The sequence below is a fragment of the Mycobacterium senriense genome, assembly GCF_019668465.1.
Classification (GTDB): domain Bacteria; phylum Actinomycetota; class Actinomycetes; order Mycobacteriales; family Mycobacteriaceae; genus Mycobacterium; species Mycobacterium senriense.
The window spans coordinates 491,512-518,192 of sequence record NZ_AP024828.1 but is presented as its reverse complement, the minus strand read 5'-3'; the positions used below and the strand labels follow the sequence as shown (position 1 = coordinate 518,192).

The window sequence follows — 26,681 nt, the reverse complement described above, 5'->3', positions numbered from 1 at the left end:
ATATCATCGACTCGGTTTTTGGGCCGCTCCCACATACTCGCCGATGAAGCCGTCGCGCAACCACCACCTGGGGTTGGTGTGCTTGAAGATCTTGTCGTCGAGGATGCGAGTGCGCACCGACCTCCTGACCGGGAACGGATTCATCCCGGACTTGTACTCGAGGCCGATCATGGCCGGTGCGGTCGGCCGGCCTCGTCTGGGCAGCAGCTCGAAACCGGCGTCCTGAAGCAGGCGATTCAACTCCGCTGGGCGGGGGAATCGCCGAAAGTCGTGGTTGGTCTTGTGCAGACCGAACACGTACAGCGGCCCGATCGCGACGAAGCAAAGCCAGGTGAACAGGTTGCGGTCCGGTGTGACATAGAACATCCGGCCGCCCGGCTTCAGCGCGCGTAATACGCTGTCGAACAGGCGGCGATGCTCGGTGCAATGGTCGAGAACTCCGTGCAGGTAGACAACATCGAACCGACTGTCCGCCAACACATCCGCTTCTCGTGCGTCACCGACAATAAAGTTCACCTCGGGCTGGTCGGCGAAGCGCTTTCGGGCTGCGCCGATCGCTTTGTAGTCGACGTCGACGCCGACGATGTCCCATTCGCACAGCTCCGGATATCGTTCCAGCAATCCCGCGATCGCCCCGCCGCTGCCGCAGCCGACCACCGCCATCTGCGGGCGTTGAGTATGCGTAGACGGCAGGTAATCGCGTATGAAATCCCATGCGGTGTAGTCGATTTGGCTGACCAGTTCGGCGGTGAAGCGCCACTGTGCGCTGACGTCGGCGTTGGAGAAGTAACGGACCCCGCGCTCGATGGTGCCGTTGCAGAGCCGCATCAGTGCGCGATCGATCATCGAATAGCGGTACTCGGGCTCACCAGCGACGTCGTTGGCGCGTTCACGTTCGAGAAACTCGAAGTAGCTTCGCTCTTCGGGTTCGATTGCCGCTTCCCATGATTGGGCCTTGCCGAGCACCCGCTCCCGAATCCACGAGTCGATGACTCGACTGTAGACGTTTCTGTCGAACAACATGAGCTGATGACCGCCACCGGGCATCATGAAAAAGTCTTTGGTCCCGCCGATCCGTTCGAAGCATGCCCGGCAGTGCTCGGCGCCGACGATTTCATCGTGCTCGCCGCAGGTGATCAGAACAGGTTTGGTATTGGCGGCGGCGGGCAGTGACGGGACATAGTTGAACACCGAGTGGTAACTCTTGAACCCATACGACCAGACGTACAGCGGGTCCTTTTTCTTCGTCTCCAGCAATCCGGGGTCTTCTTGGTAGGCGGCTTTGAAGTCAATGAACCGCCGCAGCGGGATCGGCAGCCGATCACCGATCTTGCCTGCCGCGTACTGCGCTGGGCGCGACTGAAACAACCGGATCGCCAAGCTCATTGGCGCCTCGTGGTTCAACAGGATGTTCATGCACACACCGGCCACCACGGCCGGACACGCGTCGAGTGCGTGGAACGCGACTTCGCCGCCCTGGCTCGCGCCGTGCACGACGACGGGCAGCGAAGTGCGTCGTGCGGCGTAATCGGTTACTGCCCTGGTGTCTTCGAGGAAGGCTTCGAAGCTGAACACCCCCGCCTTGCCTTCGGTGCGACCGTGCCCGGTGAGGTCGAACGAATAGACCGCCGCTCGATAATGGCGGCGCATGTGCTCGGCGAACTTGTCATAGCCTTCGCTGTTCCCGGCGGTCCCATGCACCAGCACCAAGACATAGTCGGCATTGTCGTTGTCGTAGCGGCGCACGAAGATACGTCTGGCACCGGATCCGGTCACCGCATCTTCGGCCATCGGTGGCACCGCCGCCATGGTCTCCGGGGTCATCAGTGCCTCCGATCCAATCCTTCGGTGATGTGGGTGCCGATCATGCGCGCGAAAGCGTCGAAATCGCTGCGGAAGCGTGCAGTGTCGGAGATGAACGGACGCTGCATCGACATGCCCAGCAGCACGATTTCGAAGAGATGCACCGTCTCGTCTATCAAACCCGGCGGCGCATCGTCACCAATGATCGTGCGCAGCAGCTCGGCGATCCGCCCGCGCTGGGTATCGCGATAGTCGACGTACGCGGCCCGCAAGAACTCGTTGTGATTGGCCGCTGCGGCGAACTCGACCATGAAGGTGACGGCGTCGAGGTTGTCGATGAACAGGGTGTAGACCAGATCGCCCGCCTTGGTGAGGCTGTCACCCACGGACACCGAGTCCGCCATTCGGGCCGAGGCGGTGGAGAACATGGTCTCGGCCATGTCGTCGATCGCCGCCCGGAAGAGCTTTTCCTTCGTCTCGAAGTGATAGTGCAGTAGCGTCTGCGAAACGCCGGCCTCTTTCGAGATGAGCTTCATCGAGGATTTCTCGTAGCCGTACGTGCCGAAGCACCGCACCGTTGTCTGCAGGATTCGCTGCCGGGCGTCGCCAGCCGTCGAACCAGCGTCGTGCTGAGTCTCCGGAACTGTTGTGGTCAACATCGACTCACCTCTTCGCTACCGAATAGCCGATAACATACTGTCTGATCGATCAGTCAGGCAACCATGATGTGACGGGTGAGCACGTGCTATGCATGAGAATGTGTCGCCGAAGATCACTTTGACCTTTGACAACGGCCCGACCTCTGGTGTCACTGATCGGGTTCTCGATGCGCTGGCTCAGCGGCGGGTGTCCGCCATCTTCTTCGTCGTCGGGGAGAGGGTTTGCTCGCAGCAGGGACGTGAGCTGATGGTGCGTGCTGTGCGTGAGGGGCATCGGATCGGCAATCATTCGTTCACCCATGGTCGACCTCTGGGCGAGCTGTCCCCGGCGGAAGGCATTCACGAAATCAGCGGCACACAAAAGCTTTTGGAAGATTTCGCCGATGTCGATCGGTACTTTCGACCGTGGGGAACGCAGGGCGTGCTCGAACGGCGCTGCCTGAATCGGGCGGCGGTCGATCACCTCATCGCGGAGAAGTACACCTGCGTACTCTGGAACAGCGTCCCGCGCGACTGGGCGGACCCCGGCGGATGGGTGAGCCGAGCGCTCGCCGATACCCGCAGCCATCAGCACACCGTGGTGGTACTGCACGACCTGCCCACCGGTGCGATGGAGCAGCTACCGAGATTTCTCGACGAACTCATCCACTCCGGTGTGGAGGTCACCACACAACTCCCCGAGGATTGTGTGCCGATCGTCCGCGGTCGGATGCGGACACCCGTCGATCACCTGCGACCCGAGTCCTAGAACACGGAAAGGCCCATTGCCCGCACCGTGCTGGCCAAGTGGGTCTGCACCGCCCGCAGTGCGCGCGGTAAGTCGCCGTCGCGCAAGGCTTCCGCGATGCCCCGATGCTCCGCCATGATCGTGGCCACCCGGTCGGGCTCGCGCAGCGCCGATTCCCCGATCATCCGCATCTGGCGGTCGCGCAGCGTCGAGTACAAGTTCGACAGGATGGCGTTGCCCGATTCTTCGAGGGTGATCGCGTGGAAGGCGCGGTCGGATTCCAGGAACTCCCGCCAGTCGGCCGCGGCCGCGGCGTCGCGCTGCCGCCGCAGTTCGCCCGACTGCCGCTCGAAGACCATCGCGCAGACGGCGGGTCCGCGCCCGACCACCTTGCCGGCCGCGAACTGCTCCAGCACCAGCCGGGCCTCCATCACCGCCCGCACCTCGTCGGGCGAGACCGGGACCACCAGCGCGCCGCGCTGGGGGTAGAGCCGCAGCAGCCCCTCGGCCTCCAGTCGCAGGAAAGCCTCGCGCACCGGGGTGCGCGACATCCCCAGCGCGGTGGCGACGTCGCCCTCGCTGATCAGCTCCCCGCCGGGGAATTCGCCGGTGAGGACCTGCGTCTTGACGTAGTCCAGCGCGCGGTCCTTGGCCGTGCCCGGCCGGGGGTGCTTTGCTGCCAACGCGAGCTCTCTTCTGGTAGCTAAGTCGTATCTCAAGCGTGGTCACGACCGTACACCGTGCCGTCCTAGCTGCGGGGATTGACACTACGGCCACTGAGATACAAGATAAATACTATTCAGATACGAAGAAACTTTGAATCAAGGAGGCTGCAGATGCCCCAGCAGTTGGTGATGCCGAGCCTGGACCCGACCATCCCGGCACCGATGATCAACGTGGCGGAGTACGGGTTCGAGGGCCGTTTCGAGGAGTGGGCGCAGCAGGCCGAATACTTCGAGTACTCCAAGGCGGCCAACCCGATCGGATCCGGGCACGTCCCGCCGGTTCCGCTGCGGCGGTTCGATCCCGAGCTCTACCTCGGCGCGCCGACCGGGGTGATCCCGCTGGATCTGTGCGGGGAACTGGGCATCGACACCGGCGCGGCGACCAGCCCGGCGCTGCTGGCCAACTTCGTCAGCATCCGCGCCCGGGAGCAGGTCGACACCAGCCCCAACGCCACCTCGCAGCTGTACTACGTGCTCTATGGGCGGGGCTTCGCGGCGGTCAACGGCCGGCTGATCGCGTGGGAGAAGGGTGACTTCGTGACGCTGCCCGCCGGCAGCCGCTCGGTGTTCTACGCCGCCACCGACACGGCCATGTACTGGGTGCACGACGAGCCGCTGATGAACTACCTGGGCGCCGAGGCCACGCGGCCGCGGTTTGCGGCGACCAAGTTCCGCCGCGCCGACGCGGTGGCCAAGCTGGAGGAGATCGCGTCGCGGCCGGGCGCCAACGACAAGAGCCGGGTGAGCGTGCTGCTGGCCAACGCCAACCAGGAGCAGACGCTGACCATCACCCACGTGCTGTGGGCCATGTTCGGTGTGCTGCCGCCCAACCAGGTGCAGCGTCCGCACCGGCACCAGTCGGTCGCGCTGGATCTCATCCTCGATGCCCCGGAGTCCGGCTGCTACACGCTGCTGGGCACCCGCCTCGACGAGCACGGCGACATCGTCAACCCCACCCGGGTGGACTGGCGGGCCGGGTGCGCGTTCACCACCCCGCCGGGCATGTGGCACGCGCACTACAACGAGACCGATGAGCCGGCCCACCTGATCCCGGTCCAGGACGCCGGGCTGCAGACCCACCTGCGCAGCCTGGACATCAAGTTCACCCAGCGTCGCGATCTCGTCGCCGGGTAGTCTCCGGCGGCGGTCCATGCACCGCCGGAGTTCGGCGCATAGTGTGGCTGGACATGAAGGTGCCCCTGCTGGGACCGGTGTCGCTCACGGGCTTCCAGAACGCCTGGTTCTTCCTGGTCCTGCTGATCGTGCTGCTGGTGATCGGTCTCTACGTCGTGCAGCAATTCGCCCGTCGTCGCCGGGTGCTGCGCTTCGCCAACATGGAGGTGCTGGAGCGGGTGGCGCCGCCGCGGCCCAGCAAGTGGCGGCACGTGCCGACCATCCTGCTGGCCGTCTCGCTGGTGTTGCTGACCACCGCGATGGCCGGGCCGACGTCGGATGTCCGGATTCCGCTCAACCGTGCGGTCGTGATGCTGGTGATCGACGTGTCGGAGTCGATGGCCTCCACCGATGTGCCGCCCAACCGCCTGGACGCGGCCAAGGAGGCCGGCAAGCAGTTCGCCGACCAGCTGACCCCGGCGATCAACCTGGGTCTGGTGGAGTTCGCGGCCAACGCCACGCTGCTGGTGCCCCCGACGACCAACCGCGGCGCGGTGAAGGCGGGCATCGACAGCCTCAAGCCGATGCCCAAAACCGCAACGGGAGAAGGCATTTTCACCGCTTTGCAGGCGATCGCGACGGTGGGTTCGGTGATGGGCGGCGGCGACGGCCCGCCGCCGGCGCGGATCGTGCTGGAGTCCGATGGCGCCGAGAACGTGCCGCTGGACCCCAACGCCCCGCAGGGGGCGTTCACCGCGGCCCGGGCCGCCAAGGCCGAGGGCGTGCAGATCTCGACGATCTCGTTCGGCACGCCGTACGGCACCGTCGACTACGAGGGCGCCACCATCCCGGTCCCGGTGGACGACCAGACCCTGCAGAAGATCTGCGAGATCACCGACGGCCAGTCGTTCCACGCCGACAGCCTGGACTCGCTGAAGAACGTGTACACGACGCTGCAGCGCCAGATCGGTTACGAAACCGTGAAGGGCGACGCGAGCCTGGCCTGGATGCTGCTCGGCGCCTTCGTCATGGCCGGCGCCATCCTGGCCGGTCTGCTGTTGAACCGCAGGCTGCCCGCCTGAGCGCTCAGCTGGGCAGGCGCCGGTTGATCAGCAGCGCCAGCGCCGTCGCGATCAGGGCGGTCAGCACGCCCAGGCGCAGCCAGCCGGCGCTGCCCGGCCCCGGGACGGTGCGGTAGCCGATCTCGTTCTCGATGGCGTTGTAGCTCTTTTCGAGCTCGCCGAGCGTGGTGGCGGTGTAGGACTGCCCGCCGGACAGCTTGGCGACCATCTTCATCTGGTCGGTCGAGACCGGGACGGCGATGCGGTGCCCGTCCATCTCGATCTCGCCGCCCTTCGTCCCGAACGAGATCGTCGAGATGGGCACGCCCTCGTCCTTGGCCAGCCGCGCCGCGGTGTAGACGCCGTCGTGCGGATCGCTTGGGTTGGAGGGCTTGTTCTCGCCGCCGTCGGAGAGCAGCACGATGCGGGCCGGGGGCGGTTTGTCGCCGCCGGCGACCGCGGTGGCGCTGATCGCGTGCAGGGCGGTGAAGATCGCCTCGCCGGTGGCGGTGCTGTCGGCGAAATCCAGCTTCTTCAGCGCGTCGATGGTGGCCTGGTGCTGCGGGGTCGGCGGCACCAGCAAATAGGGTGTGCCGGCGAATCCGACCAGCCCGAGATTGATGCCGGGCGTGAGCTGGCCGGCGAACTGGGTGGCGGCCTGTTCGGCGGCCTTGAGCCGGTTGGGTTCGACGTCGGTCGCCCGCATGGACTGCGACATGTCGATCACCAGCATGATGACGGCGCGGTTGCGCGGGATGCGCATGTCGTGGGTGGGGGTGGCCAGCGCGATGGTCAACAGCGCCAGGCACAGCAGCGACACGGCGATCGGGAGGTGCCGCCACGGCGATTGCGCCACGGGGGTGTCGGTGTAGCGGTGCAGCCGTTGCCGGCGCCTCGCCTGGACCAGGACGTAGACGGCCAGCAGGGCCAGGGGCACCAAGCCGAACAGCAACAGGCCCGGACGTTGGAACCCGTACAGAGGTAGCGGGCCGATACCGGGAAGCGACACGTCACCCAACCTATCGCGTCGACGACGGCACTACTCGCGGCGCAGCCGTCCGTCGACGAACTGCTCGAGTTTCTCCCACTCGCGCACCGCGGCGGCGTACGGCGGCGAAGGCTTGGTGACCGAGTCGGGCTCGAGCACGGCGGCCACCAGCTTGCCCAGCGGCTTGCTCGTCTCGAGGGCCTTGTCGACGGTGCTCTCCTCGGAGTAGTCGCCGATGTCGCGGAGCACCTCGACGGCCAGTTCCAGCTGCTCGCGATCCACGGCGTCCGGTCCGTCGGCCAGGTCGTCGGCCAGCCCGCTGAGCACATAGATGTTGTCGTCGGTGATCTCGATCGCCAGCGAGCCGTCGGTCGCGGCGGTGCGGATGTCGTCGTAGGTGCTCAGGTCGGCCAGGTCGTGGTCGTGCTCGTCGGCCAGGTAGCGGGCCAGCGCACGCTCGGACGTGAAGACGCTGATGCGCCCGTTGCGGCCCAGGAAGATCGGCTGGTCGTCCAGGTAGCAGCGCAGCGTGTAGAAGGTGCCAGAACTCGTCATGATCCGGATCGGATCGATGCCCACCTGCAGCCAGAAGTCCTTGTCGCCGCCCAGCACGACGGTGTCGCCGGTCGCGCGGTCGGGCTCGTCGTCGGCGTCCTCGTCCTGCGCCTCGGCGTCGTCCTCCGCGGTTTCCTCGGCGGCCTCGTCCTCGACGGCGTCCTCGGCACCGGTGTCTTCCTCCGGCTCGTCCTCCTCGCGCTCCTCGGCCAGTTCGTCGGCGGCCTTGTCCGACAGCTTGGAGTCGACCTCCGGAGTGCTGACGATGCCGTCGATCGCGGCGAGCACGTCGTCCCAGCTGCGCCCGATCACCTCGGCGATCGCATTCCAGCGCTTGGCGCCGGCCTTGCCGGTGAAGTGCTCGATTCCACCGGAGACGGTGCCCAGGCTGGGGTTGCCGTTGAAGAACTTCGACACCGCCGCCAGCTCGCAGACCGATCCGATGGACGACACGATCGACAGCGTGCCGGCCAGCGCCGAGACCGACTCCTCGGTGGGCTTCTCCGCCACCAGTTCCTCGACGGCGACCAGGTCGAACTGCTTGTCGGCGGCGGGCTCGAAGGTGTGCGCGTGCGCGGCACGAAGCTCCTCCCACGCCGGGTGGTCGGTCAGGTCGTTGTCGTCGTCCGAACGCACGAACGCGACCAGGTCGGCGACGCTGGCGAACCCGAACAGGTCCTCGTCCTTGCCCAGGAACGCCTCCCACTCGTCGCCGGAGTCGCGCCAGCGGGGTGCCCACACGGTGTAGCGGTCACCTTTGGACAGGCTCAAGCGGATCGGCACGAGGTCAGCAACCATGCGGCACAGAATAGCGACGACGGCCGAACGCGCTCATGGGGCCACCATCGAGGACTAGCCCCAGATGTCGGTGATGGGCGCGGCGTTGGCGGCGTAGCCCGTCTTGGGCAATCCGTACATCTGCTCCACGGTGGCAAGCACGTTGTAGTGGTTGATCTGTTCGCTGTAGTTGCCCGGACGGACGTGGGCGCCGTAGAACACCGTGGGGATCTGGTTGCGGCTGCTGTTGTCGTCCTCGTCGAACGTGACGATCAGCAGGCTGTTGTTGGCCACCGCCCAGTTCGCGTACCCGGACAGCTCGCGGTTCAGCCAGGAGTCGGCCTGCGCGACCGAGCCGTCGTGCATGTTGTCGCCGTTGTCGGGGATGACGAACGAGACGGTCGGCAGGCTGGAGTAGTTGCCCCTCGGGAACGCGGAGAACGGCAGCGAGTTCGCCGCAGGCACATTGGTGAAGTTGGCCCAGGGCACATGCTTGCGCGCGTACTTGCCCGCGCTGCAGACCGGTGATCCCGCCGCCGGCAGGCCCTCGGCGAAACCGACAAATGTGTAGCCCGCGGCGAGCAATTCGGAGCCGAGGTTGGGCGCGGCGCCGCCGTTGACCGGGCACAGGTCCTTGGTCACGCCGAACGTGTTGCCGGCGAACAACGCCAGGTAATTCGGTTCGCTGGGATGGGTTTCGGCGAACGACTGGGTCATGTTGGCGCCGTTCGCGGCCAGCGTGGTGATGAAGGGCGACGACTTGTTGCCGATGATGGCGTTCTCGGAGCGGTTCTCCTCGACCACGATCACGATGTGCGCCGGTTGCGGAATAGCCGCTGCCGCAAGGCTTATGCGCGGGGTCAACGGGCTGGCCGCCAGTGCCACCAGCGCCCACGCGCCGAGGATGCGCAGGCTCCGGTATGCCCCGCCGATCAGCCTTCTCGGACTTCGAATTTCGCGCAACACGCCCGGAGTATAGGAACGGGCGCGGGCTTCTTCCCCGACGTACGCGAGCGTGTCAGAAGGGCTTTGCCCGATCGTTATATACCCTCGACCCCATGGAAATGTGCGTCGTAGACCACCCGTTGGCCGCCGCCAGGCTGACGGTGCTGCGTGACGAACGCACCGATACCGCCGGATTCCGCGCGGCGCTGCACGAGCTGACGCTGATGCTGGTCTACGAAGCCAGCCGGGACGCGCCGCGAAAGTCGGTGAAGATCCGCACGCCGGTGGCCCCGGCGGTCGGGACGCGGTTGGTCAAGCCGCCGCTGCTGGTGCCGGTGCTGCGGGCCGGACTGGGGATGGTCGACGCGGCGCACGCGGCGATACCCGACGCGGAAGTGGGCTTCGTCGGTGTCGCCCGCAACGAGGAAACGCACCTGCCGGTGCCGTATCTGGAAGCGCTGCCCGACAAGCTCGCGGGCAGGTCGGTGATCGTCCTCGATCCCATGCTGGCCACCGGCGGGTCGATGGTGCACGCCATCGACCTGTTGGCCCGCCGCGGCGCAACGGATATCACGGTGCTCTGTGTGGTTGCGGCACCGGAAGGCATTGCGGCGGTGCGGAAAGCGGCGCCGGACGCGCGGGTGTTCACCGCCGCGGTCGACAAGGGCCTGAACAAGGCGGCCTATATCGTGCCGGGCCTCGGCGACGCCGGCGACCGCCAATTCGGGCCCAACCTGTTCACCAGCTCTGCACCGCAGCGACCAGCTCCTCGCGCAGGACGCCGGCGCGCCGCCGCGAAGAATCCAGGTCGTCGTACACCGCGCAGCGAATCTCCAAGTAGCACTTCAACTTCGGCTCGGTCCCGGAAGGCCGCACCACCAGCCTGATCGACGTGTCGTCGTCGCCGCCGGTGAAGATCAGCGCGTCGGTGATATCGGTGAGGCTCGCGGTGTAACCCGCCAGCGCTTTCGGCGGCGCCGCGCGCCACCGCCGCATGAGTTCGACCGCCTCGGCGGGATCGGCGACCCGGCGCGACACCGCGGCGGCGTCGTGCACCCCGTATCGCCGGGCCAGCTCGTCGAGGGCGTCGGGCACGGTGCGGTTACCCGCCTTCAACGCGGCCACCAGGTCGCACACCAGCACCGCGGCGCTGATGCCGTCCTTGTCGCGGACGGCCGCGGGGTCGACGCAGTGCCCGATCGCCTCCTCGTAGGCGTAGATCAGCATGCCGCCGGGCACTTCCGCGTCGGCGCGGGCCAGCCATTTGAAGCCGGTGAGGGTTTCGACGTGGACGGCGCCGTGGCGGGCGGCGATGGCCGACAGCATCCGCGACGACACCACCGTGCTCGCCACTACCGGCGTGTCCGGCCGGGCCGTGGACAGCAGGTAATCGCCCAGCAGCCAACCGGTTTCGTCGCCCGACAGCATCCGCCACCGCCCTGCGTCGGGAATGCCGACGGCGCACCGGTCGGCGTCGGGATCCAGTGCGATCGCCACGTCGGCGCCGACGTCCGCGGCCAGGGCCAGCAAGGCGTCGGTGGCGCCGGGCTCCTCGGGGTTGGGGAACGCGACCGTGGGGAAGTCCGGGTCGGGCGCGAATTGCGTTCCGACGGAGTGCACTTCGATGAACCCGGCGCGGTGCAATGTATCGACGGCCACCGCGCCACCCACCCCGTGCAACGCGGTCAACGCCACCCGCACCGAGCCGGTGCCGCGCCGCAACCCGGCCGCCCGCTCGATGTAGCGCTCGACCAGGTCGGTGTGCGCGGGTTCGACGGGGACCCTGCCGATCTGGTCGGCGGGCGGGGCGGCGGCCATCGCGGCTTCGATTTCGCGGTCGGTGGGGGAGACGATCTGGATGCCGCCGTCGAAGTACACCTTGTAGCCGTTGTCGCCCGGCGGGTTGTGCGATGCGGTGATCTGGACGCCGGCCGGCGCGCCGGTGTGCCGCACCGCGAACGCCACCACCGGGGTGGGCACCGGACCGGGCAGCAACAGCACGGAAAATCCCTGGGCGGCAAGCACTTCAGCCGTCACCGTGGCGAATACCGCCGAGCCGTGCCGGGCGTCGCGTCCCACGATCACCGACGAGCCGCGCGGGCCGCGCCCGATGAGCACCTGCGCCACGGCCCAGCTGGCCCGCGACACCACCGCGACGTTCATGGCGTCCGGCCCACCGCGCACCGGGCCGCGCAGGCCCGCCGTGCCGAACCTCAGGGGGCGGGCGAACCGCGCGGCGAGCTCGTCCGGGTCGCACGCCGCGAGCTCAGCAGCGGTCGCCGGGTCGGGATCGTGGGCGATCCACTCCTCGGGCGTCATGGCCCTAGAACCGGGGGAGCTGCTCGAGGATCATGGCCAGCAGCGCCCCCATCCGGGTGGCCGCCGCGGCGCCGGCGGCCAGCACCTCGGTGTGGCTCAGCGGCTCGCCGCTGATCCCGGCGGCCAGGTTGGTCACCAGCGACACCCCCAGCACCTCGGCGCCGGCGGCGCGGGCCGCGATGGTCTCGTGCACCGTCGACATGCCGACCAGGTCGGCGCCCAGCGTGCGCAGCATCCGGATCTCGGCGGGCGTCTCGTAGTGCGGGCCGGGCAGCCCGGCGTAGACGCCCTCGGTCAGCGTCGGGTCGGCCTGACGGGCGAGCGCGCGCAGCCGCGGCGAGTAGGCGTCGGTCAGGTCCACGAATTGCGGGCCTACCAACGGGGAACGGGCGGTCAGGTTCAGGTGGTCGTTGATCAGCACGGGTTCGCCGACGGCCATGTCCGGGCGCAGGCCGCCCGCCGCGTTGGTCAGCACGACCGCCCGCACGCCGGCCGCGCAGGCCGCCCGCACCGAGTGCACGACGTGACACAGGTCGTGGCCCTCGTAGGCGTGGATGCGCCCGACCAGCACCAGCACCCGATGGGCACCGATGCGCATCGACAACAGCTCGCCGCTGTGCCCGACCGCGGTGGGAGGCCTGAACCCGGGCAGCTCGGCCTGCGGCAGCACGGCCGTGGGGGTGCCGAGCGCGGCGACGGCCGGCGGCCAGCCCGATCCGAGCACGATGGCGACGTCGTGCTCGGCGATTCCGGTGCGTTCGGCGATGGCCTCGGCCGCCCGCCGCGCGAGGTCGCCTGGGTCGGACGGGGTTTCGGTCACACTGGGAGCCTATCGGTGGGGCGGTGTCGCCGGTGTGTGTCAGGATCGGCCGTATGAATTTTGGAAAGTGGCCGGTGGTTGGCCCGGTCATGGGGGCAGCCGTCGCCGTTGCGCTATCGGTGGTTTCGATCACATTCGGCCCGGCGCCGTCGGCGAAAGCGGACTGTCCCGACGTACAACTCATCTTCGCCCGCGGTACCGCCGAGCCGCCCGGCCTGGGGGCCGTCGGCGACGCGCTGTTCGCCGCGCTGCAGCCCGCGTTGGGATCACGCAACGTCGACTCCTACGCGGTGAACTACCCGGCCAGCTACAACTTCCTGACCACCGCCGACGGCGCCAATGACGCGCGCGACCACATCGCGCAGATGGTCGACCAGTGCCCGTCGACGCGGCTGGTGCTGGGCGGTTTCTCGCAGGGCGCCGCCGCGGTCTCGATGCTCGCGGGGGTGCCGCCGGTGGGCCAGCGGATCGGCAACTTCGGCTCGGCGCCCGCGCTGGATCCCGGCCTGGCCGGCAAGATCCGGGCCGTCGCGGTCTTCGGCAACCCCGGCAACCGCTTCAACACGCCCCTGTCGTCGACCGGCGCCTTCGCCGGCCGCGCCATCGATCTGTGCAGCGACGGCGACCCCGTCTGCGTCGTCGGCGGTCGCGACCGCGATGCGCACCACGTTTACGAGGAGCCGCCGTATCCTGGCCAGGCGGCGGGATTCATCGCGGGGCTGGTGTAGCCCGGCGGGGTTGGGCCCCGATCACACACTGCGACATACTGCGAGAGTGCCCATAACCCCGTTAGACAGCGTTGAAGATGTCGTGCGGCGGCGTGGTGCCGACCTTGTCGAGTTGTCTCATGACATCCACGGCGAGCCCGAGCTGGCCTTCGCCGAGCATCGCAGCTGCGCCAAGGCGCAGGCACTGGTCGCCGAGCGCGGCTTCGAGATCACCCCGGCCGCCGGCGGGCTCGACACCGCCTTTCGCGCCGACTTCGGCAGCGGCCCGCTGACCATCGGGATCTGCGCCGAATACGACGCGCTGCCCGAGATCGGCCACGCCTGCGGCCACAACATCATCGCGGCCTCGGCGGTGGGCACCGCGCTGGCGCTGGCCGAGGTGGCCGACGACCTGGGGCTGCGGGTGTCGCTGTTGGGCACGCCGGCCGAGGAGGCCGGCGGCGGCAAGGCGCTGCTGCTGAAGGCCGGGGTTTTCGACGACATCGCCGCGGCGGTCATGCTCCACCCCGGGCCGGCCGACATCGCCGCGGCCCGGTCGCTGGCCTTGTCCGAGGCGACGGTGAACTACCGCGGCAAGGAATCCCACGCGGCCGTCGCGCCGCACCAGGGCATCAACGCCGTCGACGCGGTCACCGTCGCTCAGGTGGCCATCGGGCTGCTTCGCCAGCAACTGGCGCCCGGGCAGTTGGTGCACGGGATCGTCACCGACGGCGGCCAGGCGGTCAACGTCATCCCCGGGCACGCGACGCTGGAGTACGCGATGCGCGCGGCCGAAGCGGATTCGCTGCGCGAGCTGGAGGGCAGGATGTACGCCTGCTTCGCCGCGGGCGCGCTGGCCACCGGCTGCGAATACCAGATCGACAACCCCGCTCCGCCGTATGACGAGCTGAAGCCCGACCAATGGCTGGCCGACACCTTCCGCGACGAGATGTGCCGGCTCGGCCGCGAGCCGGTGGCCCGCGAGTACGAGGCGGCGCTGCCGATGGGCAGCACCGACATGGGCAATGTGACGCACGTGCTGCCCGGGATCCACCCGGTGGTCGGGGTCGACGCCGGCGGCGCCATGGTTCACCAGCGCGCCTTCGCCGACGCCGCGGCCGGTCCCAGCGCCGACCGCGCGGTGGTCGAGGGCGCGATCATGTTGGCGCGCACGGTGGTTCAGCTGGCTCAGACGCCCGCCCAGCGCGACCGGGTGCTGGACGCGCGGGAGCGCAGGCGCGCCGGGGCGCGATCATGAGCCTGGTCGACGCCGCCGACGCCTGGCTGGCCACCCACCACGACGACCTGGTCGAATGGCGCCGGCACATTCACCGGTATCCCGAGCTGGGCCGCCAGGAGTACGCCACCACCCAGTTCGTCGCCGTGCGGCTGGCCGAAGCCGGGCTCAACCCGAAGGTGCTGCCCGGCGGAACCGGGCTGGTCTGCGACCTCGGCCCCGAGCACGAGCCCAGGATCGCGCTGCGCGCCGACATGGACGCGCTGCCGATGGCCGAGCTCAGCGGCGCCCCGTACGCCTCCACCATGCCGAATGTGGCGCACGCCTGTGGTCACGACGCGCACACCGCGATCCTGCTGGGTACCGCGCTGGTGCTGGCGTCGGTGCCCGAGCTGCCGGTCGGGGTGCGGCTGGTCTTCCAGGCCGCCGAGGAGCTGATGCCCGGCGGGGCGATCGACGCCATCGCGGCCGGGGCGCTGGCCGGGGTGTCGCGGATCTTCGCCCTGCACTGCGACCCCCGGCTGGAGGTCGGCAAGATCGCGGTCCGGCACGGCCCCATCACCTCGGCGGCCGACCAGATAGAGATCACGCTGTATTCACCCGGCGGGCACACGTCGCGGCCGCACCTGACCGCCGACCTGGTGTACGGGCTGGGCACGCTGATCACGGGGCTGCCCGGGGTGTTGTCGCGCCGCATCGACCCGCGCAACGGCACCGTGCTGGTCTGGGGCGCGGTCAACGCGGGTGTGGCCGCCAACGCCATCCCGCAGACCGGCGTGCTGGCCGGCACCGTGCGCACGGCGAGCCGGCAGACCTGGGTGGGCATGGAGGAGATCATCCGCGAGACGGTGTCCGGGCTGCTGGCGCCGCTGGCCATCGAGCACACGCTGCAATATCGGCGCGGCGTGCCGCCGGTGGTCAACGAGGACGTCTCGACGCGCATCCTGACCCACGCGATCGAATCGATCGGCCCGGACGCGTTGGCCGACACCCGCCAGTCCGGCGGTGGCGAGGACTTCTCCTGGTACCTGGAGGAGGTTCCCGGTGCGATGGCCCGGTTGGGGGTGTGGCCGGGGGTGGGGCCGCAGCTGGATCTGCATCAGCCGACGTTCAATCTCGACGAGCGGGCCCTGCCGATCGGGGTGCGCGTGATGACGAACATCGTCGAGCAGTCGGCCGCGTTCGAGCGCTCCTAGCCGCCGGTGGCGCGGACGACGTGGTCGGCGATATGGGCGTAGGTGCGCCGCGCGACCTCGCCGGCCCCGCTCATGATGTTGTAGCCGTGGTCGACGCCGGCCACCTCGTGGTACTCCGCTAACGCTCCGACGGCGTCGAGTTTCCCTGCGTACCTGCGGGCTTCGTCGCGCAGCCGGTCGTGCTCGGCCGTCACGACCAGCGCGGGCGCGATGCCGGCGACGTCGTCGGCGTTGTCACCCCAGGCGGGCGAGGCCAGGCGGTCGCGCCGCCGCGCCCGCTCGGGGATGTAGGCGGTGTCGAAAACCTCGCTCATCCACGGCTTCATGATGGCGCGGCGGCCCAGGGTGGATGGCTTGTCGCGGCTGGGCGTGACCAAATCCAGCGGCGCATAGTGCAGCACCTGCAGCGCGATGTCGGGACCGCCGTCCTCCAGCGCGAGCCGGGCCGCCGCGGCGCTGAGGTTGCCGCCCGCGCTTTGACCGCCGACGCACAGCCGGGTGCCGTCCCAGTCGCGGCCGGGGCCGGCCGCCCAGCAGACGACGTCGTAGATCTGATGCACCGCGGCGGGAAAGCGATGCCGGGGTGCCAGGACGTAGTCGGGGTTGATCACCACTACACCCGCGTTGGCGGCCAGGTAGCGGCACCACGGATCGTCCTGTTCGGGGTGCCCGACCACGAACCCGCCGCCGTGGACGTTGACGTAGACGGGCGGGTTCGTCGCCGCCGGCGGGTGGTAGACGGTCGCGGACACCGGGCCTTGGCGGGTGTCGATGGTGACCTCAGAGGTGCGGCCGGCGAACTCCGGGAAGCGCACGGCGGGTTTGGGGGCGGGGTTGACCGTCGCGGCGAAGGTGCGCGCCGCCGCGTCGGCGACCAGCGGTATGGACAGAATGGACAGCCGATTTTCCTTCCCTGGGCGGCACCCGCAGAATCGGGGCGCGCGCATCGTCGGTCTGTCTGTCTACCCTGCCGATCGCCGTCGGGCGAATGATTTATTGCGGGCGTCGTCGGGGAGCCCGGTCAGGCGCCGGTTCCCGGACCGATGTTGCTGGCCGGGCGGGTCCGCAGCCAGTGCACGTATTCGCTTGGCGCCCCGGCGATTTCGGCGGCGTCGGCCATCACACCCAGGTACCGTGCCGACGGCACCCCGCCCTCCCAGGCGTCCAGGACGTACAGCCACGCCAGCACCGGGTCGGTGTCGGTGTCCGAGGAGATGCGCTCAACTCTGCACCTGATCTTCTTGTGGACGCCGAACTCCGAGCCCTCCCAGCGGTCCAGGTTGCTCTCGTCCGCAGATGTCATGTCGTAGAGGACGACGAACACCTTCGAATCCGGATCCTCGACGACGGTGGCCAGCGCGCCCTCCCAGCCGATGTCCTCGCCGCCGAAGGTCAATCGCCAGCCGTGCAGCCAGCCGGTTCCGGCCATCGGCGAATGCGGCGCGCGTTTCTGCATCTGCTCGGGATCCATGTTCGACCCGTACGCGGCGTAGATCGGCACGGGGAAATCTTAGACGTCCGATGCTGGTCGGTCTTCCCCCGAGCATTCGCAGGTGCCCCGCCGCTTCGTTAGGTTGGGGGCTGTGGTGACCCGCATCGTGATCCTTGGCGGAGGCCCGGCCGGTTACGAAGCCGCGCTGGTGGCCGCGACCTCGCACCCCGACACCACCCGAGTCACGGTGATCGACTCCGAGGGCATCGGCGGGGCGGCCGTCCTGGCCGACTGCGTGCCGTCCAAGACGTTCATCGCCTCGACCTGGCTGCGCACCGAGTTGCGCCGGGCGCCGCGGCTGGGGTTCGAGATCGACATCGACGACGCCAAGATCTCGCTGCCGCAGATCCATGCCCGGGTCAAGCAGCTCGCCACCGAGCAGTCCGCCGACATCACCGATCAGCTGCTCAGCGTGGGCGTGCACGTGGTGGCCGGCCACGGCGAGCTGATCGACCCCGCGCCCGGCCTGGCCTGTCACCGCATCAAAGCGACTGCGGCTGATGGCTCCACCAGCGAGTACGAGGCCGACGTCGTGCTGATCGCCACCGGCGCCAGCCCGCGGGTGCTGCCGTCGGCGCCGCCCGACGGCGAGCGGATCCTGACCTGGCGCCAGCTCTACAACCTGGAGGCGCTGCCCGAGCACCTGATCGTGGTCGGGTCCGGTGTCACCGGCGCCGAATTCGTGCACGCCTACACCGAATTGGGTGTGCCGGTGACCGTGGTGGCCAGCCGGGATCGGGTGCTGCCCTACGAGGACGCCGACGCCGCCCTGGTGCTGGAGGAGGCGTTCTCCGAGCGCGGCGTCGAGCTGGTCAAGAACGCGCGCGCGCAATTGGTGACCCGCACCGAGAACGGCGTGCTGGTCACGCTGGGCGACGGGAGCACGGTCGAGGGCAGCCACGCGCTGATGACCATCGGGTCGGTTCCCAACACCACCGGCCTGGGTCTCGACCGGGTCGGCATCGAGCTGGGCCGCGGCGGCTACCTGACCGTGGACCGGGTGTCGCGGACCTCGGTCGCCGGTATCTACGCCGCAGGCGACTGCACCGGGTTGCTGCCGCTGGCCTCGGTCGCGGCCATGCAGGGCCGGATCGCGATGTATCACGCGCTGGGCGAGGGCGTCAGCCCGATCCGGCTGCGCACGGTGGCGGCGACGGTGTTCACCAGGCCCGAGATCGCCGCCGTCGGGGTTCCGCAGACGATGATCGACGACGGTTCGGTGCCGGCCCGCACCGTCATGCTGCCGCTGCGGACCAACGCGCGGGCCAAGATGTCGGGGCTGCGCCAGGGCTTCGTGAAGCTGTTCTGTCGCCAGGCCACCGGCGTGGTGATCGGCGGGGTGGTGGTGGCGCCGATCGCCTCCGAGCTGATCCTGCCGATCGCGGTGGCGGTGACGAACCGGATCACGGTCAACGAGCTGGCGCAGACGCTGGCGGTGTACCCGTCGTTGTCCGGCTCGATCACCGAGGCCGCCCGGCGGCTGATGGCGCACGACGATCTGGACTAGCGGTTAGCCTTGCTGGAGCACGTCCTACTGACGAGTAACCGACAGGAGTTTCCCCAGTGCGGAGTCCTCTGCCGTGAGCAACCCGATTCAGGCACCCGGTAGCGCGCAAACCTGGACAGCTTCCTCTTTGGGACCTAGGCAACGTGCGTTGGCCTGGGAACGACTGGGCACCGAGCAGTTCGACGTGGTGGTGATCGGCGGCGGCGTGGTGGGCTCGGGTTGCGCGCTGGATGCCGCGACCCGCGGGCTCAAGGTGGCGCTGGTGGAGGCGCGTGATTTCGCCTCGGGCACCTCTAGCCGCTCGTCGAAGATGTTCCACGGCGGCCTGCGCTATCTCGAACAGCTGGAGTTCGGCCTGGTGCGTGAGGCGCTATTTGAGCGTGAGTTGTCGCTGACCACGCTGGCGCCGCATCTGGTCAAGCCGATGCCGTTCCTGTTCCCGTTGACCAATCGCATGTGGGAGCGTCCCTACATCGCCGCCGGCATCTTTCTCTACGACCGGATGGGTGGCGCGAAATCGGTTCCGGCGCAGAAACATTTGACGCGCGCCGGCGCGTTGCGGCTGTGCCCGGGCCTCAAGCGCAGCTCGTTGATCGGCGGAATCCGGTACTACGACACGGTTGTCGACGACGCCCGGCACACCATGACCGTCGCGCGCACCGCCGCGCATTACGGCGCGGTGGTGCGCACCTCCACCCAGGTGGTCGCCATGCTCCGCGAGGGCGATCGGGTGACCGGCGTGCGCGTCCGCGACTCCGAGGACGGCGCGGTCACCGAAGTCCGCGGGCACGTGGTGGTCAACGCGACCGGGGTGTGGACCGACGAGATCCAGGCATTGTCCAAGCAGCGCGGGCGATTTCAGGTCCGTGCTTCCAAGGGCGTGCACGTGGTGGTGCCGCGCGACCGCATCGTCAGCGACGTCGCGATCATCCTGCGCACCGAGAAGTCGGTGATGTTCGTCATCCCGTGGGGAAGCCACTGGATCATCGGCACCACCGACACCGACTGGAATCTCGACCTTGCCCACCCCGCGGCGACGAAGGCCGACATCGACTACATCCTGCAGACCGTCAACACGGTGCTGGCGATCCCGCTGACACATGCCGACATCGACGGCGTATACGCCGGTCTGCGGCCGCTGCTGGCCGGCGAGAGCGAGGAAACCTCCAAGCTGTCCCGCGAGCACGCGGTGGCGGTGCCCGCGCCGGGCCTGGTGGCCATCGCCGGCGGCAAGTACACCACCTATCGAGTGATGGCCGCCGACGCGATTGATGCTGCGGCCCAGTTCATTCCGGCCCGGGTGGCGCCGTCGATCACCGAGAAGGTCAGCCTGTTGGGGGCCGACGGTTACTTCGCGCTGATCAACCAGGCCGAGCACGTCGCGGAGCTGCAGGGGCTGCATCCCTACCGGGTGCGTCATCTGCTGGACCGCTACGGCTCGCTGATCGGTGACGTGCTGGCGCTTGCGGCGCAAAACCCCGGCCTGCTCAACCCGATCAAGGAAGCGCCGGGCTACCTGCGGGTGGAGGCGCTGTACGCGGTAACCGCCGAATGCGCTTTGCATTTGGAGGACATTCTGGCCCGCCGGATGCGCATCTCCATCGAATACTCGCATCGCGGCGTCGACTGCGCGCGCGAGGTCGCCGACGTGGTCGCGCCGGTGCTGGGCTGGACGGCCGAGGACATCGAGCGTGAGGTCGCGAACTACACCGCCCGGGTGGAGGCCGAGATCCTGTCCCAGGCCCAGCCCGACGACGTGTCCGCCGACGAGTTGCGGGCCAGCGCGCCCGAGGCGCGCGCCGAGATCCTTGAGCCGGTCCCGCTCAGTTGAGCAGGTCCTGAGATGGCAGTGCGGCCGGCGCCGCTGCCCGTGCGGGACGGGCTCGGCCCGGCGCGGGTGCGGCTGCGCGGCGGGCCGGTGCTGGCCGAACTCGCCGCCCGGTTCGGCGCGCAGGCCCGCGCCAAGGTGCTGGCCGGTGAGGTCGTCGGCGCCGACGGCGCGGTAATCGACGCCAGCACAGTGCTTCCCGCCGGCGCGAGTGTCTACCTGTACCGCGAGCTGCCGGACGAGGTGCCCGTCCCGTTCGGCATCCCGGTGCTGCATCGTGACGCCGACATCGTGGTCGTCGACAAACCGCACTTCCTGGCCACCATGCCGCGCGGACGCCACGTCGCGCAGACCGCGCAGGTGCGGCTGCGGCGGGAACTGGGGTTGCCCGAGCTGAGCCCGGCGCACCGGCTCGACCGGCTGACCGCCGGGGTACTGCTGTTCACCACGCGGCGCGAGGTGCGCGGCGCCTACCAGACGCTGTTCTCCCGCGGGTTGGTCACCAAGACGTATCTGGCCCGGGCCGGCGTCGACCCGGAGCTGGAGCTGCCCCGCGTGGTGAAGAACCGAATCATCAAGCGCCGCGGCCACTTACAGGCCGTCTGCGAACCCGGTGTGCCCAACGCGGAGACCCGCGTGGAGCTGGTGGCCCCGGACGGGCTGTACCGGCTCACGCCGCGCACCGGGCGCACCCACCAGCTGCGCCTGCACATGGCCTCGCTGGGAATACCTATCGAAGGTGATCCGTTGTATCCCAACGTTATTGACGTCGCGCGCGATGACTTCAGTGCCCCGCTGCGGCTGTTGGCGCAGCGCATCGAGTTCACCGATCCGCTGACCGGCGATCGGCGTGAGTTCGTCAGCCGCCGGGTTGGCCCCTGACCGATTCCGCTATTCGGATTGGTCCGCTCGAGGAGAGGCGATCGGGGGCAGTCGCTCGAGTTCGCGAAGGTGATCGATGATCGCTGCCACGCTCTTGAGTGCCTGGGGAGTCAGCCCAGATGCACGCGCTGCCAGGTCGCGCACGCCGTTGTCGCGTAATGCTTGCAGGAGGTTGAGTTGCGCGTCGATGGCCGGGTCCGTGTCTCGATCGATCAGATAGGACGCCGGCACCCCGAAAAACTCTGCGATCGCCCGTAAATGCGCGACCGTCGGGTTTCTTTTAATGCCGCTTCTCAGCTGCCACAGATACGCCGGACTGATTGATACGCCGGTTTTCTCGGTGATCGCGGCCGCGGCGGCGGCGTTGGACAGCGGGGCCGTACCGGCCGTGCGCATCACCTCGAAAAGCTTCGTCAAACGCGATGCCAACTCACCGTTATCCGGCCCGTCGGCCTGGGTATCGTCGACTCCCACTGGTCTCCCGTTTCGTGCGCACGGTAACAGCTTCGGGTCATGGTACAGCCCGGCCTTTTGGTGATGGCCTGCCGAATCTTTGCCCCGGGCGGTGACTGCAGGGTAAGGACGTGTTCCTCAGAGCCGATATCCGCCCTGTCCGCATTTGCGTCCTAAGCCGAAACTCATCCGCGCAGAAGGAACTACGTTTAGACGATCTGCGTGGCGGGCCGGACGATCAGGTCAGCTGGAACGCCGCATCGCCGAGTTGCGACAACCGCCCGCGAGCTTCATCGCGCGGCCGAGGCTCGTCGGCGGTCAAGGCGCGCGCCGAGTCGCGGCGCCGCGCCTTCTGGTGGCAAACGGCCGAGGTCAGGCCGGGTCCTCGGTGGTGGATTCAACGCTGGGCGGCTGGTAACGTCAGTACACGATGATCGTGTTTGGATGAAATGAGAGTGCAGTGGATCGCGGTAGCGGACCAGACGAAGCGGCAGCCGGTGGTGGTGCCGACAACGACTCTGATCTCGCGCTCAAGCTGACCAAGCTTTTCGAGGTAATGCGGAAGGCCGGTACGGCCCCGCTGTCCAACGCCGCCGCCGCGGCCGCGATCACCGAGAAAACCGGCGTATCAATCAGTCCGGCGTATCTGTGGCAGCTGAGAAGCGGCATTAAAAGAAACCCGACGGTCGCGCATTTGCGGGCGATCGCAGAGTTTTTCGGGGTGCCGGCGTCCTACCTGATCGATCGAGACCCAGACCAGAAGATCGACGCACAGCTGACCTTGATCCAAGCGCTGCGCGACGTCGGCGTGCGGGATTTGGCGGTGCGCACGTCCGGACTTACTCCGGAGGCCATAACGAGTTTGGCGGCCATGGTCGACGAGGTCCGTAAACTCCAAGACCTGCCGGCGATACCTCGCGAAGGGCGGTGAGGCATAGATGGCATCCAAGAACGACATGCTCGCGTTGGTTCGCGCCCTGCCCGTTCCCGTGCCCTGGGATCGCGCGGCGTTCATCGACGGTGTCGCCCGCTTGCGGGGCCGGCCGATTCGCCTGGTGCCAACGGTAGACGAGCTCGCGCTGGGCCCCTGCGGGGTGTGGCTGAAGCGCGACGACGACGACATCATCATCCACGAGGCGGGCACCTCGGAATATCACATCGACCAAATCGTGTGCCACGAAATCGGGCACATGGTGTTGGAACACGACGGCGGGTCGCGAGGGGACACGAACGCGGAGTATTTGCCCAAGATGATCTTCGCGAGCGCCCTGGCTGGATTCGACCCCGGCACCGGGGTGATATTGGGCCGCACCAGCTTCGATGACAACCGCGAACGCGATGCTGAGATGTTCGCGTCGTTGGTGATGCTTGCCGCGGCCGAAGCCGGTGCGCCACAGTCGATGATGAGCAGCGTGTTCTTCCGCCGGTGAGCGCCTCCACTGTGCCGGGCATCATCGCCTGGCCTTTGATCGCCTTCATGATGCTGGTGCTGCTGGGGCGCTATCGCTGGTGCAACAGCAATCTCTATGAGAAGTACTTCAACTGCACATTGGCGCTCATGTTGCTCGCTCAGTTGTTGCGCGAGCACGTTGTGCAAGGCTTGCTCGTTCGATCGGCCTTCATGACGATGCCCGGCACGTGGCAATTGGGCACCGCGGTGCTGAGCTACAGCTACAGCGAATTCATCGGGTTCACCCTGTTGTGGTCGGGGCTGTCTGAAGCCGAAACCCGCCGCAAGCACAGGTATTATCGCCTGGCGGGTGTGCTGCTCGCGGTCGGGTTGCTCGTCTTCGGCACTCGTGCCCGAATGGCGGCGCAGTCCCTGGAGTTCGCGAGTGGCTGGGACTCCGTGACGACCTTGACTTGCTTTATTGCCATGCCGATGGCCCTGGTGACGCGCGTGATCTGGAATTCCCTGCGCGAGTTACGGATTGCCGCCAGCCGGCGGGAGCACTTGATCGCGATCAGCACACTGGCGATGGGTCTCACCGCGGTTGTGACCGCGCTCCAGGAAGCCGCCCTGCAAATTTCCGACCTACTTGGCTGGACGAATACCGACGGCTTCCGGCAGCAATACCACGCGTCCTACTTTTTCTACATGATCTTCAGCCTGTTCGTGATCGCCCCCGTCCCGCTCGCGATAAAGCTGCGTCGTTCCCTCGGACTCGATCAGATCAGCCGCAGCTGGCGCCAGTTGCAGCCGCTGCGACAGGCCATGAGAGTTGTTGTCCCAGAATGTGTCTTCAAACCCGACGACGACGAGCCCGGGCGCCAAAAGACGGAGTTGCAGCTGCACCAGACCGTCGTTGAGATCCGCGACGCCATCTTGGGACTGCGCCCATATCTGCGTGCAATACCCGACGATGATCTGATGCATTTTCTCACCGAGCCCCATAAGGTGCCGGCGCACGACCACGACGCGGCCATCTCAGCCCTGCGCCTGGCCTACGCCGCCAGAGCCAAAGCTGCCGGCGTCGCGCCACAACCCCCCGACGTCGACTCGACACGGATCGTCGCGTCCCGGGCGGCGACACTTCGACAGGAAGCAGCCGAACTGACGATGCTGGCGAAGTGGTGGCCCGCCGCTTACGCCGCTGCAGAGAAGGTCATCGAATCCGCGGCCGAGACGAAAGCGACCTCGACACCATGACCCCGCCGGCTGGTATGGACGACGCGAGACCGGGTAGCCCGCGGCTATGGACATCACCGTCACGTTCGTCGGCAACGCCACCACGCTGATCTCGGCGGGCGGGCTGACGCTGCTGACCGACCCCAACTTCCTCCATCGGGGGCAACGCGCCTACCTCGGCCACGGGCTGGTGTCCAAGCGGCTCAAGGAGCCGGCGTTGAGCCTCAGCGAACTGCCGCCGGTCGATGCGATCGTGCTGTCACACATGCATGGCGATCACTGGGACAGGGTGGCGCAGCGGGGCCTCGACCACGAACTGCCCGTCGTCACCACCCCGCACGCCGCCAAACGGCTGCACCGGCGCGGCTTCGCGCGGGCGCGCGGCCTGCGGACGTGGCAGCAGCACACGACCACGAAGGCCGGCACCACGCTGACCCTCACGTCGCTGCCGGGGCGCCACGCGCCGGGATGGAGTCAGCGCCTGCTCCCGCCGGTGATGGGCACGATGGTGGAGGTCGCCGCCGACGACGGCTCGCCCCGGCGCCGGCTGTACATCTCCGGGGACACCCTGCTGATCGAGGAGCTCAAGGAGATCCCCGCGCGGTTCGACCCGATCGACGCGGGCATGCTGCACCTCGGCGGCACCCGGCTGCCGGCCGGAAACCGGCTTCCCTTCGGGCTGACGGTGACCATGGACGGCCGCCAGGGCGCCGAACTGGTCGCGATGCTGGCCCTCCCGAAGGCCATCCCGGTGCACTTCGACGACTACGCGGCCTTCGCGTCCCCCCTGGCCGACTTCACCCGGGAGATGCAGCGGCGGGGGCTGGGGGACCGGATCATCGCCGTGGACCGCGGCGAATCGGTGACCGTTTAGTGGACGGCGGGTGTCGGGTAAAGGGCCCTGGCCAGCAAATGTGAAAACGATTTCTAGTATGGGTATAGGGTGTCCTAACATGTGGCGGTCGAACTGGGAGGTACCGACTGCAGTGACGGGCACCGGGGTACAGAGTTTCAGGGTTCTTCGTTGCCTGGTTAACACAAGTTTGCTGAGGACGTTCTCAGCGTGGGCATTGTGAGATGTGATGGATCTTTTTGCACCCCCCGAGGTCACCTCGACGCTCATCCACACCGGGCCCGGAGCGGGCTCGCTGATCGAGGCCGCCGGTGCCTGGCAGCGGCTGGCCGTCGAGCTGGAGAATTCGGTCTCCACCTATGCCTCGACCCTGTCGTCGCTCATCGAGTCCTGGGACGGGCCGTCGGCGATGGCGATGCTGCAGTCGGTCCAGCCGTATCTGCTGTGGCTGCGTGAGACCGCGCAGCAATCCGCCCAGCTGGCCACCTCGGCCGAGACCGCCGCGACGGCGTTCAGCACGACACGGGCCACGGTGGTTCATCCCTCCGTGGTCACCGCCAACCGGACGCGCCTGGCGCAGCTGCTGGCCACCAACGGGTTCGGCACCAACACGGCGGCCATCGCCGAGACCGAAAACGAATACCAGACCATGTGGGCGAACAACGCGGCGGCGATGACCCGCTACCAGGCGACCTCGTCGCAGTCGACCACGCAGCTGTCCCAGTTCAATTCGCCGCTGGCGATCACCAATCCATCCGGCACGGTCAACCAGCAGGTCGCGGTGAACAACGCCGGCCTTCTGGGCGCGGGCAATTCGGGCTCGTCGGTGGGGTCGCTGCTGAACTCTCTCAACATGCCGGGTGGGTTCGACCCCAACGCCGGCTGGTTCAACTACTTCAGCACCTGGGGCAACCAGTTCATATCGTCCGGCTTCCCCATCAACCTGCTCGGCGTGTGGGCGCAGCTGGCTACCGCCCAGGGGGTTCAGTCCGTGGGCGGTGACATCGGCAGCGGCCTGTCCGAAGGCCTGGGAGCGGCCACGGCGAGCCTGTCCAATGCGGTCAAAGGCCTTGGCGCGGGAATGGCGCCGACGGGCGCGATGGGCGTCGGGGTGACGGTGGGCAAGCTCACCGCCCCTCCCGCCGTGGTGGGGCTGTTGCCAGGCACCCAGACCGGGGTGCAGCTCGCCTCCGCGGCGTCGCCCCTTCCCGCAGCGGAATCGGGGCTGCCCCTGATGCCGATGATGGTGCCGCCGGCGACGGCGTCGGCCGGCACCGGCTGGCGCAAGCGCAAACAACAGAAGTACGAGGACGTCGACTACGGCCAGCAGGTCAAGGGCAAAGTGATGCCTCGAAATCCATCGGCGGGGTGACATCGCGATGGTGCCCCACGACTGCGGACGCCG

General features: G+C 68.1%; 25 protein-coding genes and 1 pseudogene. 15 read left to right on the top strand and 11 right to left on the bottom strand.

Going from position 1 to position 26,681, the window contains the following annotated elements; genetic code table 11:
• Window positions 1-3: 3 nt before the first annotated feature.
• Both MTY59_RS02515 and MTY59_RS02510 read right to left on the bottom strand, forming a co-directional pair.
• Complete coding sequence (locus MTY59_RS02515) at window positions 4-1,824, bottom strand: alpha/beta fold hydrolase (RefSeq protein ID WP_250160702.1); 1,821 nt, start codon at window positions 1,822-1,824, stop codon at window positions 4-6.
• On the bottom strand, window positions 1,824-2,462 hold the full coding sequence (locus tag MTY59_RS02510) for a TetR/AcrR family transcriptional regulator (RefSeq protein ID WP_221044278.1): 639 nt from the start codon (window positions 2,460-2,462) through the stop codon (window positions 1,824-1,826). The genes MTY59_RS02515 and MTY59_RS02510 overlap by 1 nt, the downstream gene beginning before the upstream one ends.
• Window positions 2,463-2,550: 88 nt before the next feature.
• Between MTY59_RS02510 and MTY59_RS02505 the strand changes: the two genes are divergently transcribed.
• Window positions 2,551-3,210 carry a polysaccharide deacetylase family protein gene (locus tag MTY59_RS02505; RefSeq protein ID WP_221044277.1) on the top strand — a complete coding sequence of 220 codons (660 nt, stop codon included), beginning with the start codon at window positions 2,551-2,553 and terminating at the stop codon, window positions 3,208-3,210.
• On the opposite strand, the gene MTY59_RS02500 is transcribed toward MTY59_RS02505, so the two are convergent.
• On the bottom strand, window positions 3,207-3,872 hold the full coding sequence (locus MTY59_RS02500) for a GntR family transcriptional regulator (RefSeq protein ID WP_221044276.1): 666 nt from the start codon (window positions 3,870-3,872) through the stop codon (window positions 3,207-3,209). The two genes, MTY59_RS02505 and MTY59_RS02500, sit on opposite strands and share 4 nt — an antisense overlap.
• Window positions 3,873-4,025: 153 nt before the next feature.
• On the opposite strand from MTY59_RS02500, the gene MTY59_RS02495 reads away from it, so the two are divergent.
• Together MTY59_RS02495 and MTY59_RS02490 are read left to right on the top strand one after the other, a co-directional pair.
• Window positions 4,026-5,048: a cupin domain-containing protein gene (locus MTY59_RS02495; protein ID WP_221044275.1), complete on the top strand. Its 1,023-nt coding sequence runs from the start codon at window positions 4,026-4,028 to the stop codon at window positions 5,046-5,048.
• A 53-nt stretch (window positions 5,049-5,101) separates the two neighbouring features.
• The gene (locus tag MTY59_RS02490) at window positions 5,102-6,109 is read left to right on the top strand and encodes a VWA domain-containing protein (RefSeq protein WP_221044274.1); all 1,008 of its coding nucleotides are present in this window, start codon (window positions 5,102-5,104) and stop codon (window positions 6,107-6,109) included.
• A 4-nt stretch (window positions 6,110-6,113) separates the two neighbouring features.
• Here the strand turns inward: MTY59_RS02490 and MTY59_RS02485 are convergent, their stop codons facing one another.
• The 3 genes from MTY59_RS02485 to MTY59_RS02475 are packed head-to-tail and all read right to left on the bottom strand — an operon-like array spanning window position 6,114 to window position 9,374.
• Complete coding sequence (locus MTY59_RS02485; RefSeq protein WP_221044272.1) at window positions 6,114-7,097, bottom strand: VWA domain-containing protein; 984 nt, start codon at window positions 7,095-7,097, stop codon at window positions 6,114-6,116.
• Between the two features lie 30 nt (window positions 7,098-7,127).
• On the bottom strand, window positions 7,128-8,429 hold the full coding sequence (satS, locus tag MTY59_RS02480) for a protein export chaperone SatS (protein WP_221044271.1): 1,302 nt from the start codon (window positions 8,427-8,429) through the stop codon (window positions 7,128-7,130).
• 54 nt (window positions 8,430-8,483) lie between these two features.
• The gene (locus tag MTY59_RS02475; protein WP_221044270.1) at window positions 8,484-9,374 is read right to left on the bottom strand and encodes an alkaline phosphatase family protein; all 891 of its coding nucleotides are present in this window, start codon (window positions 9,372-9,374) and stop codon (window positions 8,484-8,486) included.
• 92 nt (window positions 9,375-9,466) lie between these two features.
• On the opposite strand from MTY59_RS02475, the pseudogene upp reads away from it, so the two are divergent.
• A pseudogene (gene upp / locus MTY59_RS02470) lies at window positions 9,467-10,084 on the top strand (uracil phosphoribosyltransferase); the annotation flags it as partial.
• Window positions 10,085-10,091: 7 nt separating this feature from the next.
• Here the strand turns inward: upp and MTY59_RS02465 are convergent.
• Window positions 10,092-11,672: a phospho-sugar mutase gene (locus MTY59_RS02465; protein WP_250160701.1), complete on the bottom strand. Its 1,581-nt coding sequence runs from the start codon at window positions 11,670-11,672 to the stop codon at window positions 10,092-10,094.
• 4 nt (window positions 11,673-11,676) lie between these two features.
• On the bottom strand, window positions 11,677-12,492 hold the full coding sequence (locus MTY59_RS02460) for a purine-nucleoside phosphorylase (RefSeq protein ID WP_221044268.1): 816 nt from the start codon (window positions 12,490-12,492) through the stop codon (window positions 11,677-11,679).
• An 89-nt stretch (window positions 12,493-12,581) separates the two neighbouring features.
• Between MTY59_RS02460 and MTY59_RS02455 the strand changes: the two genes are divergently transcribed.
• From MTY59_RS02455 to MTY59_RS02445, 3 genes are read left to right on the top strand one after another with little or no spacing between them, the layout of a single operon-like run.
• On the top strand, window positions 12,582-13,220 hold the full coding sequence (locus tag MTY59_RS02455) for a cutinase family protein (protein ID WP_221046224.1): 639 nt from the start codon (window positions 12,582-12,584) through the stop codon (window positions 13,218-13,220).
• A 46-nt stretch (window positions 13,221-13,266) separates the two neighbouring features.
• Window positions 13,267-14,457, top strand: coding sequence for a M20 family metallopeptidase (locus MTY59_RS02450; RefSeq protein ID WP_250160700.1), 1,191 nt, complete (start codon window positions 13,267-13,269; stop codon window positions 14,455-14,457).
• Window positions 14,454-15,632: an amidohydrolase gene (locus tag MTY59_RS02445; RefSeq protein ID WP_221044266.1), complete on the top strand. Its 1,179-nt coding sequence runs from the start codon at window positions 14,454-14,456 to the stop codon at window positions 15,630-15,632. Before MTY59_RS02450 ends, MTY59_RS02445 begins: the two co-directional genes overlap by 4 nt.
• Here the strand turns inward: MTY59_RS02445 and MTY59_RS02440 are convergent.
• Together MTY59_RS02440 and MTY59_RS02435 are read right to left on the bottom strand one after the other, a co-directional pair.
• A complete protein-coding gene (locus MTY59_RS02440; RefSeq protein ID WP_221046223.1) occupies window positions 15,629-16,447 on the bottom strand; it encodes an alpha/beta hydrolase in 819 nt (272 codons plus the stop codon). The genes MTY59_RS02445 and MTY59_RS02440 overlap by 4 nt on opposite strands.
• 206 nt (window positions 16,448-16,653) lie before the next feature.
• Window positions 16,654-17,133, bottom strand: a complete 480-nt coding sequence (locus tag MTY59_RS02435) for a gamma-glutamylcyclotransferase family protein (RefSeq protein WP_221044265.1) — start codon at window positions 17,131-17,133, stop codon at window positions 16,654-16,656.
• An 82-nt stretch (window positions 17,134-17,215) separates the two neighbouring features.
• On the opposite strand from MTY59_RS02435, the gene MTY59_RS02430 reads away from it, so the two are divergent.
• The 3 genes from MTY59_RS02430 to MTY59_RS02420 all read left to right on the top strand — a co-directional run bounded on the left by MTY59_RS02430 (window position 17,216) and on the right by MTY59_RS02420 (window position 21,341).
• On the top strand, window positions 17,216-18,631 hold the full coding sequence (locus MTY59_RS02430; protein WP_221044264.1) for an NAD(P)H-quinone dehydrogenase: 1,416 nt from the start codon (window positions 17,216-17,218) through the stop codon (window positions 18,629-18,631).
• Between the two features lie 73 nt (window positions 18,632-18,704).
• Window positions 18,705-20,462 (top strand): glycerol-3-phosphate dehydrogenase/oxidase, encoded by a 1,758-nt coding sequence (locus tag MTY59_RS02425; protein WP_221044263.1) that lies wholly within the window; start codon window positions 18,705-18,707, stop codon window positions 20,460-20,462.
• 12 nt (window positions 20,463-20,474) lie between these two features.
• Window positions 20,475-21,341, top strand: coding sequence for a pseudouridine synthase (locus MTY59_RS02420; RefSeq protein ID WP_221044261.1), 867 nt, complete (start codon window positions 20,475-20,477; stop codon window positions 21,339-21,341).
• Window positions 21,342-21,350: 9 nt separating this feature from the next.
• Here the strand turns inward: MTY59_RS02420 and MTY59_RS02415 are convergent, their stop codons facing one another.
• Window positions 21,351-21,737: a helix-turn-helix domain-containing protein gene (locus MTY59_RS02415; protein ID WP_250160830.1), complete on the bottom strand. Its 387-nt coding sequence runs from the start codon at window positions 21,735-21,737 to the stop codon at window positions 21,351-21,353.
• Window positions 21,738-22,350: 613 nt separating this feature from the next.
• Between MTY59_RS02415 and MTY59_RS02410 the strand changes: the two genes are divergently transcribed.
• From MTY59_RS02410 to MTY59_RS02390, 5 genes are all read left to right on the top strand, one after another.
• Window positions 22,351-22,725 carry a helix-turn-helix domain-containing protein gene (locus tag MTY59_RS02410; protein ID WP_221046222.1) on the top strand — a complete coding sequence of 125 codons (375 nt, stop codon included), beginning with the start codon at window positions 22,351-22,353 and terminating at the stop codon, window positions 22,723-22,725.
• A 7-nt stretch (window positions 22,726-22,732) separates the two neighbouring features.
• On the top strand, window positions 22,733-23,224 hold the full coding sequence (locus tag MTY59_RS02405; RefSeq protein ID WP_221044259.1) for a hypothetical protein: 492 nt from the start codon (window positions 22,733-22,735) through the stop codon (window positions 23,222-23,224).
• A complete protein-coding gene (locus MTY59_RS02400; protein ID WP_221044258.1) occupies window positions 23,221-24,444 on the top strand; it encodes a DUF6545 domain-containing protein in 1,224 nt (407 codons plus the stop codon). The genes MTY59_RS02405 and MTY59_RS02400 overlap by 4 nt, the downstream gene beginning before the upstream one ends.
• A gap of 46 nt (window positions 24,445-24,490) precedes the next feature.
• Window positions 24,491-25,297 (top strand): MBL fold metallo-hydrolase, encoded by an 807-nt coding sequence (locus MTY59_RS02395; RefSeq protein ID WP_221044257.1) that lies wholly within the window; start codon window positions 24,491-24,493, stop codon window positions 25,295-25,297.
• A 208-nt stretch (window positions 25,298-25,505) separates the two neighbouring features.
• Window positions 25,506-26,648 (top strand): PPE family protein, encoded by a 1,143-nt coding sequence (locus MTY59_RS02390; protein WP_221044256.1) that lies wholly within the window; start codon window positions 25,506-25,508, stop codon window positions 26,646-26,648.
• Window positions 26,649-26,681: the final 33 nt, after the last annotated feature.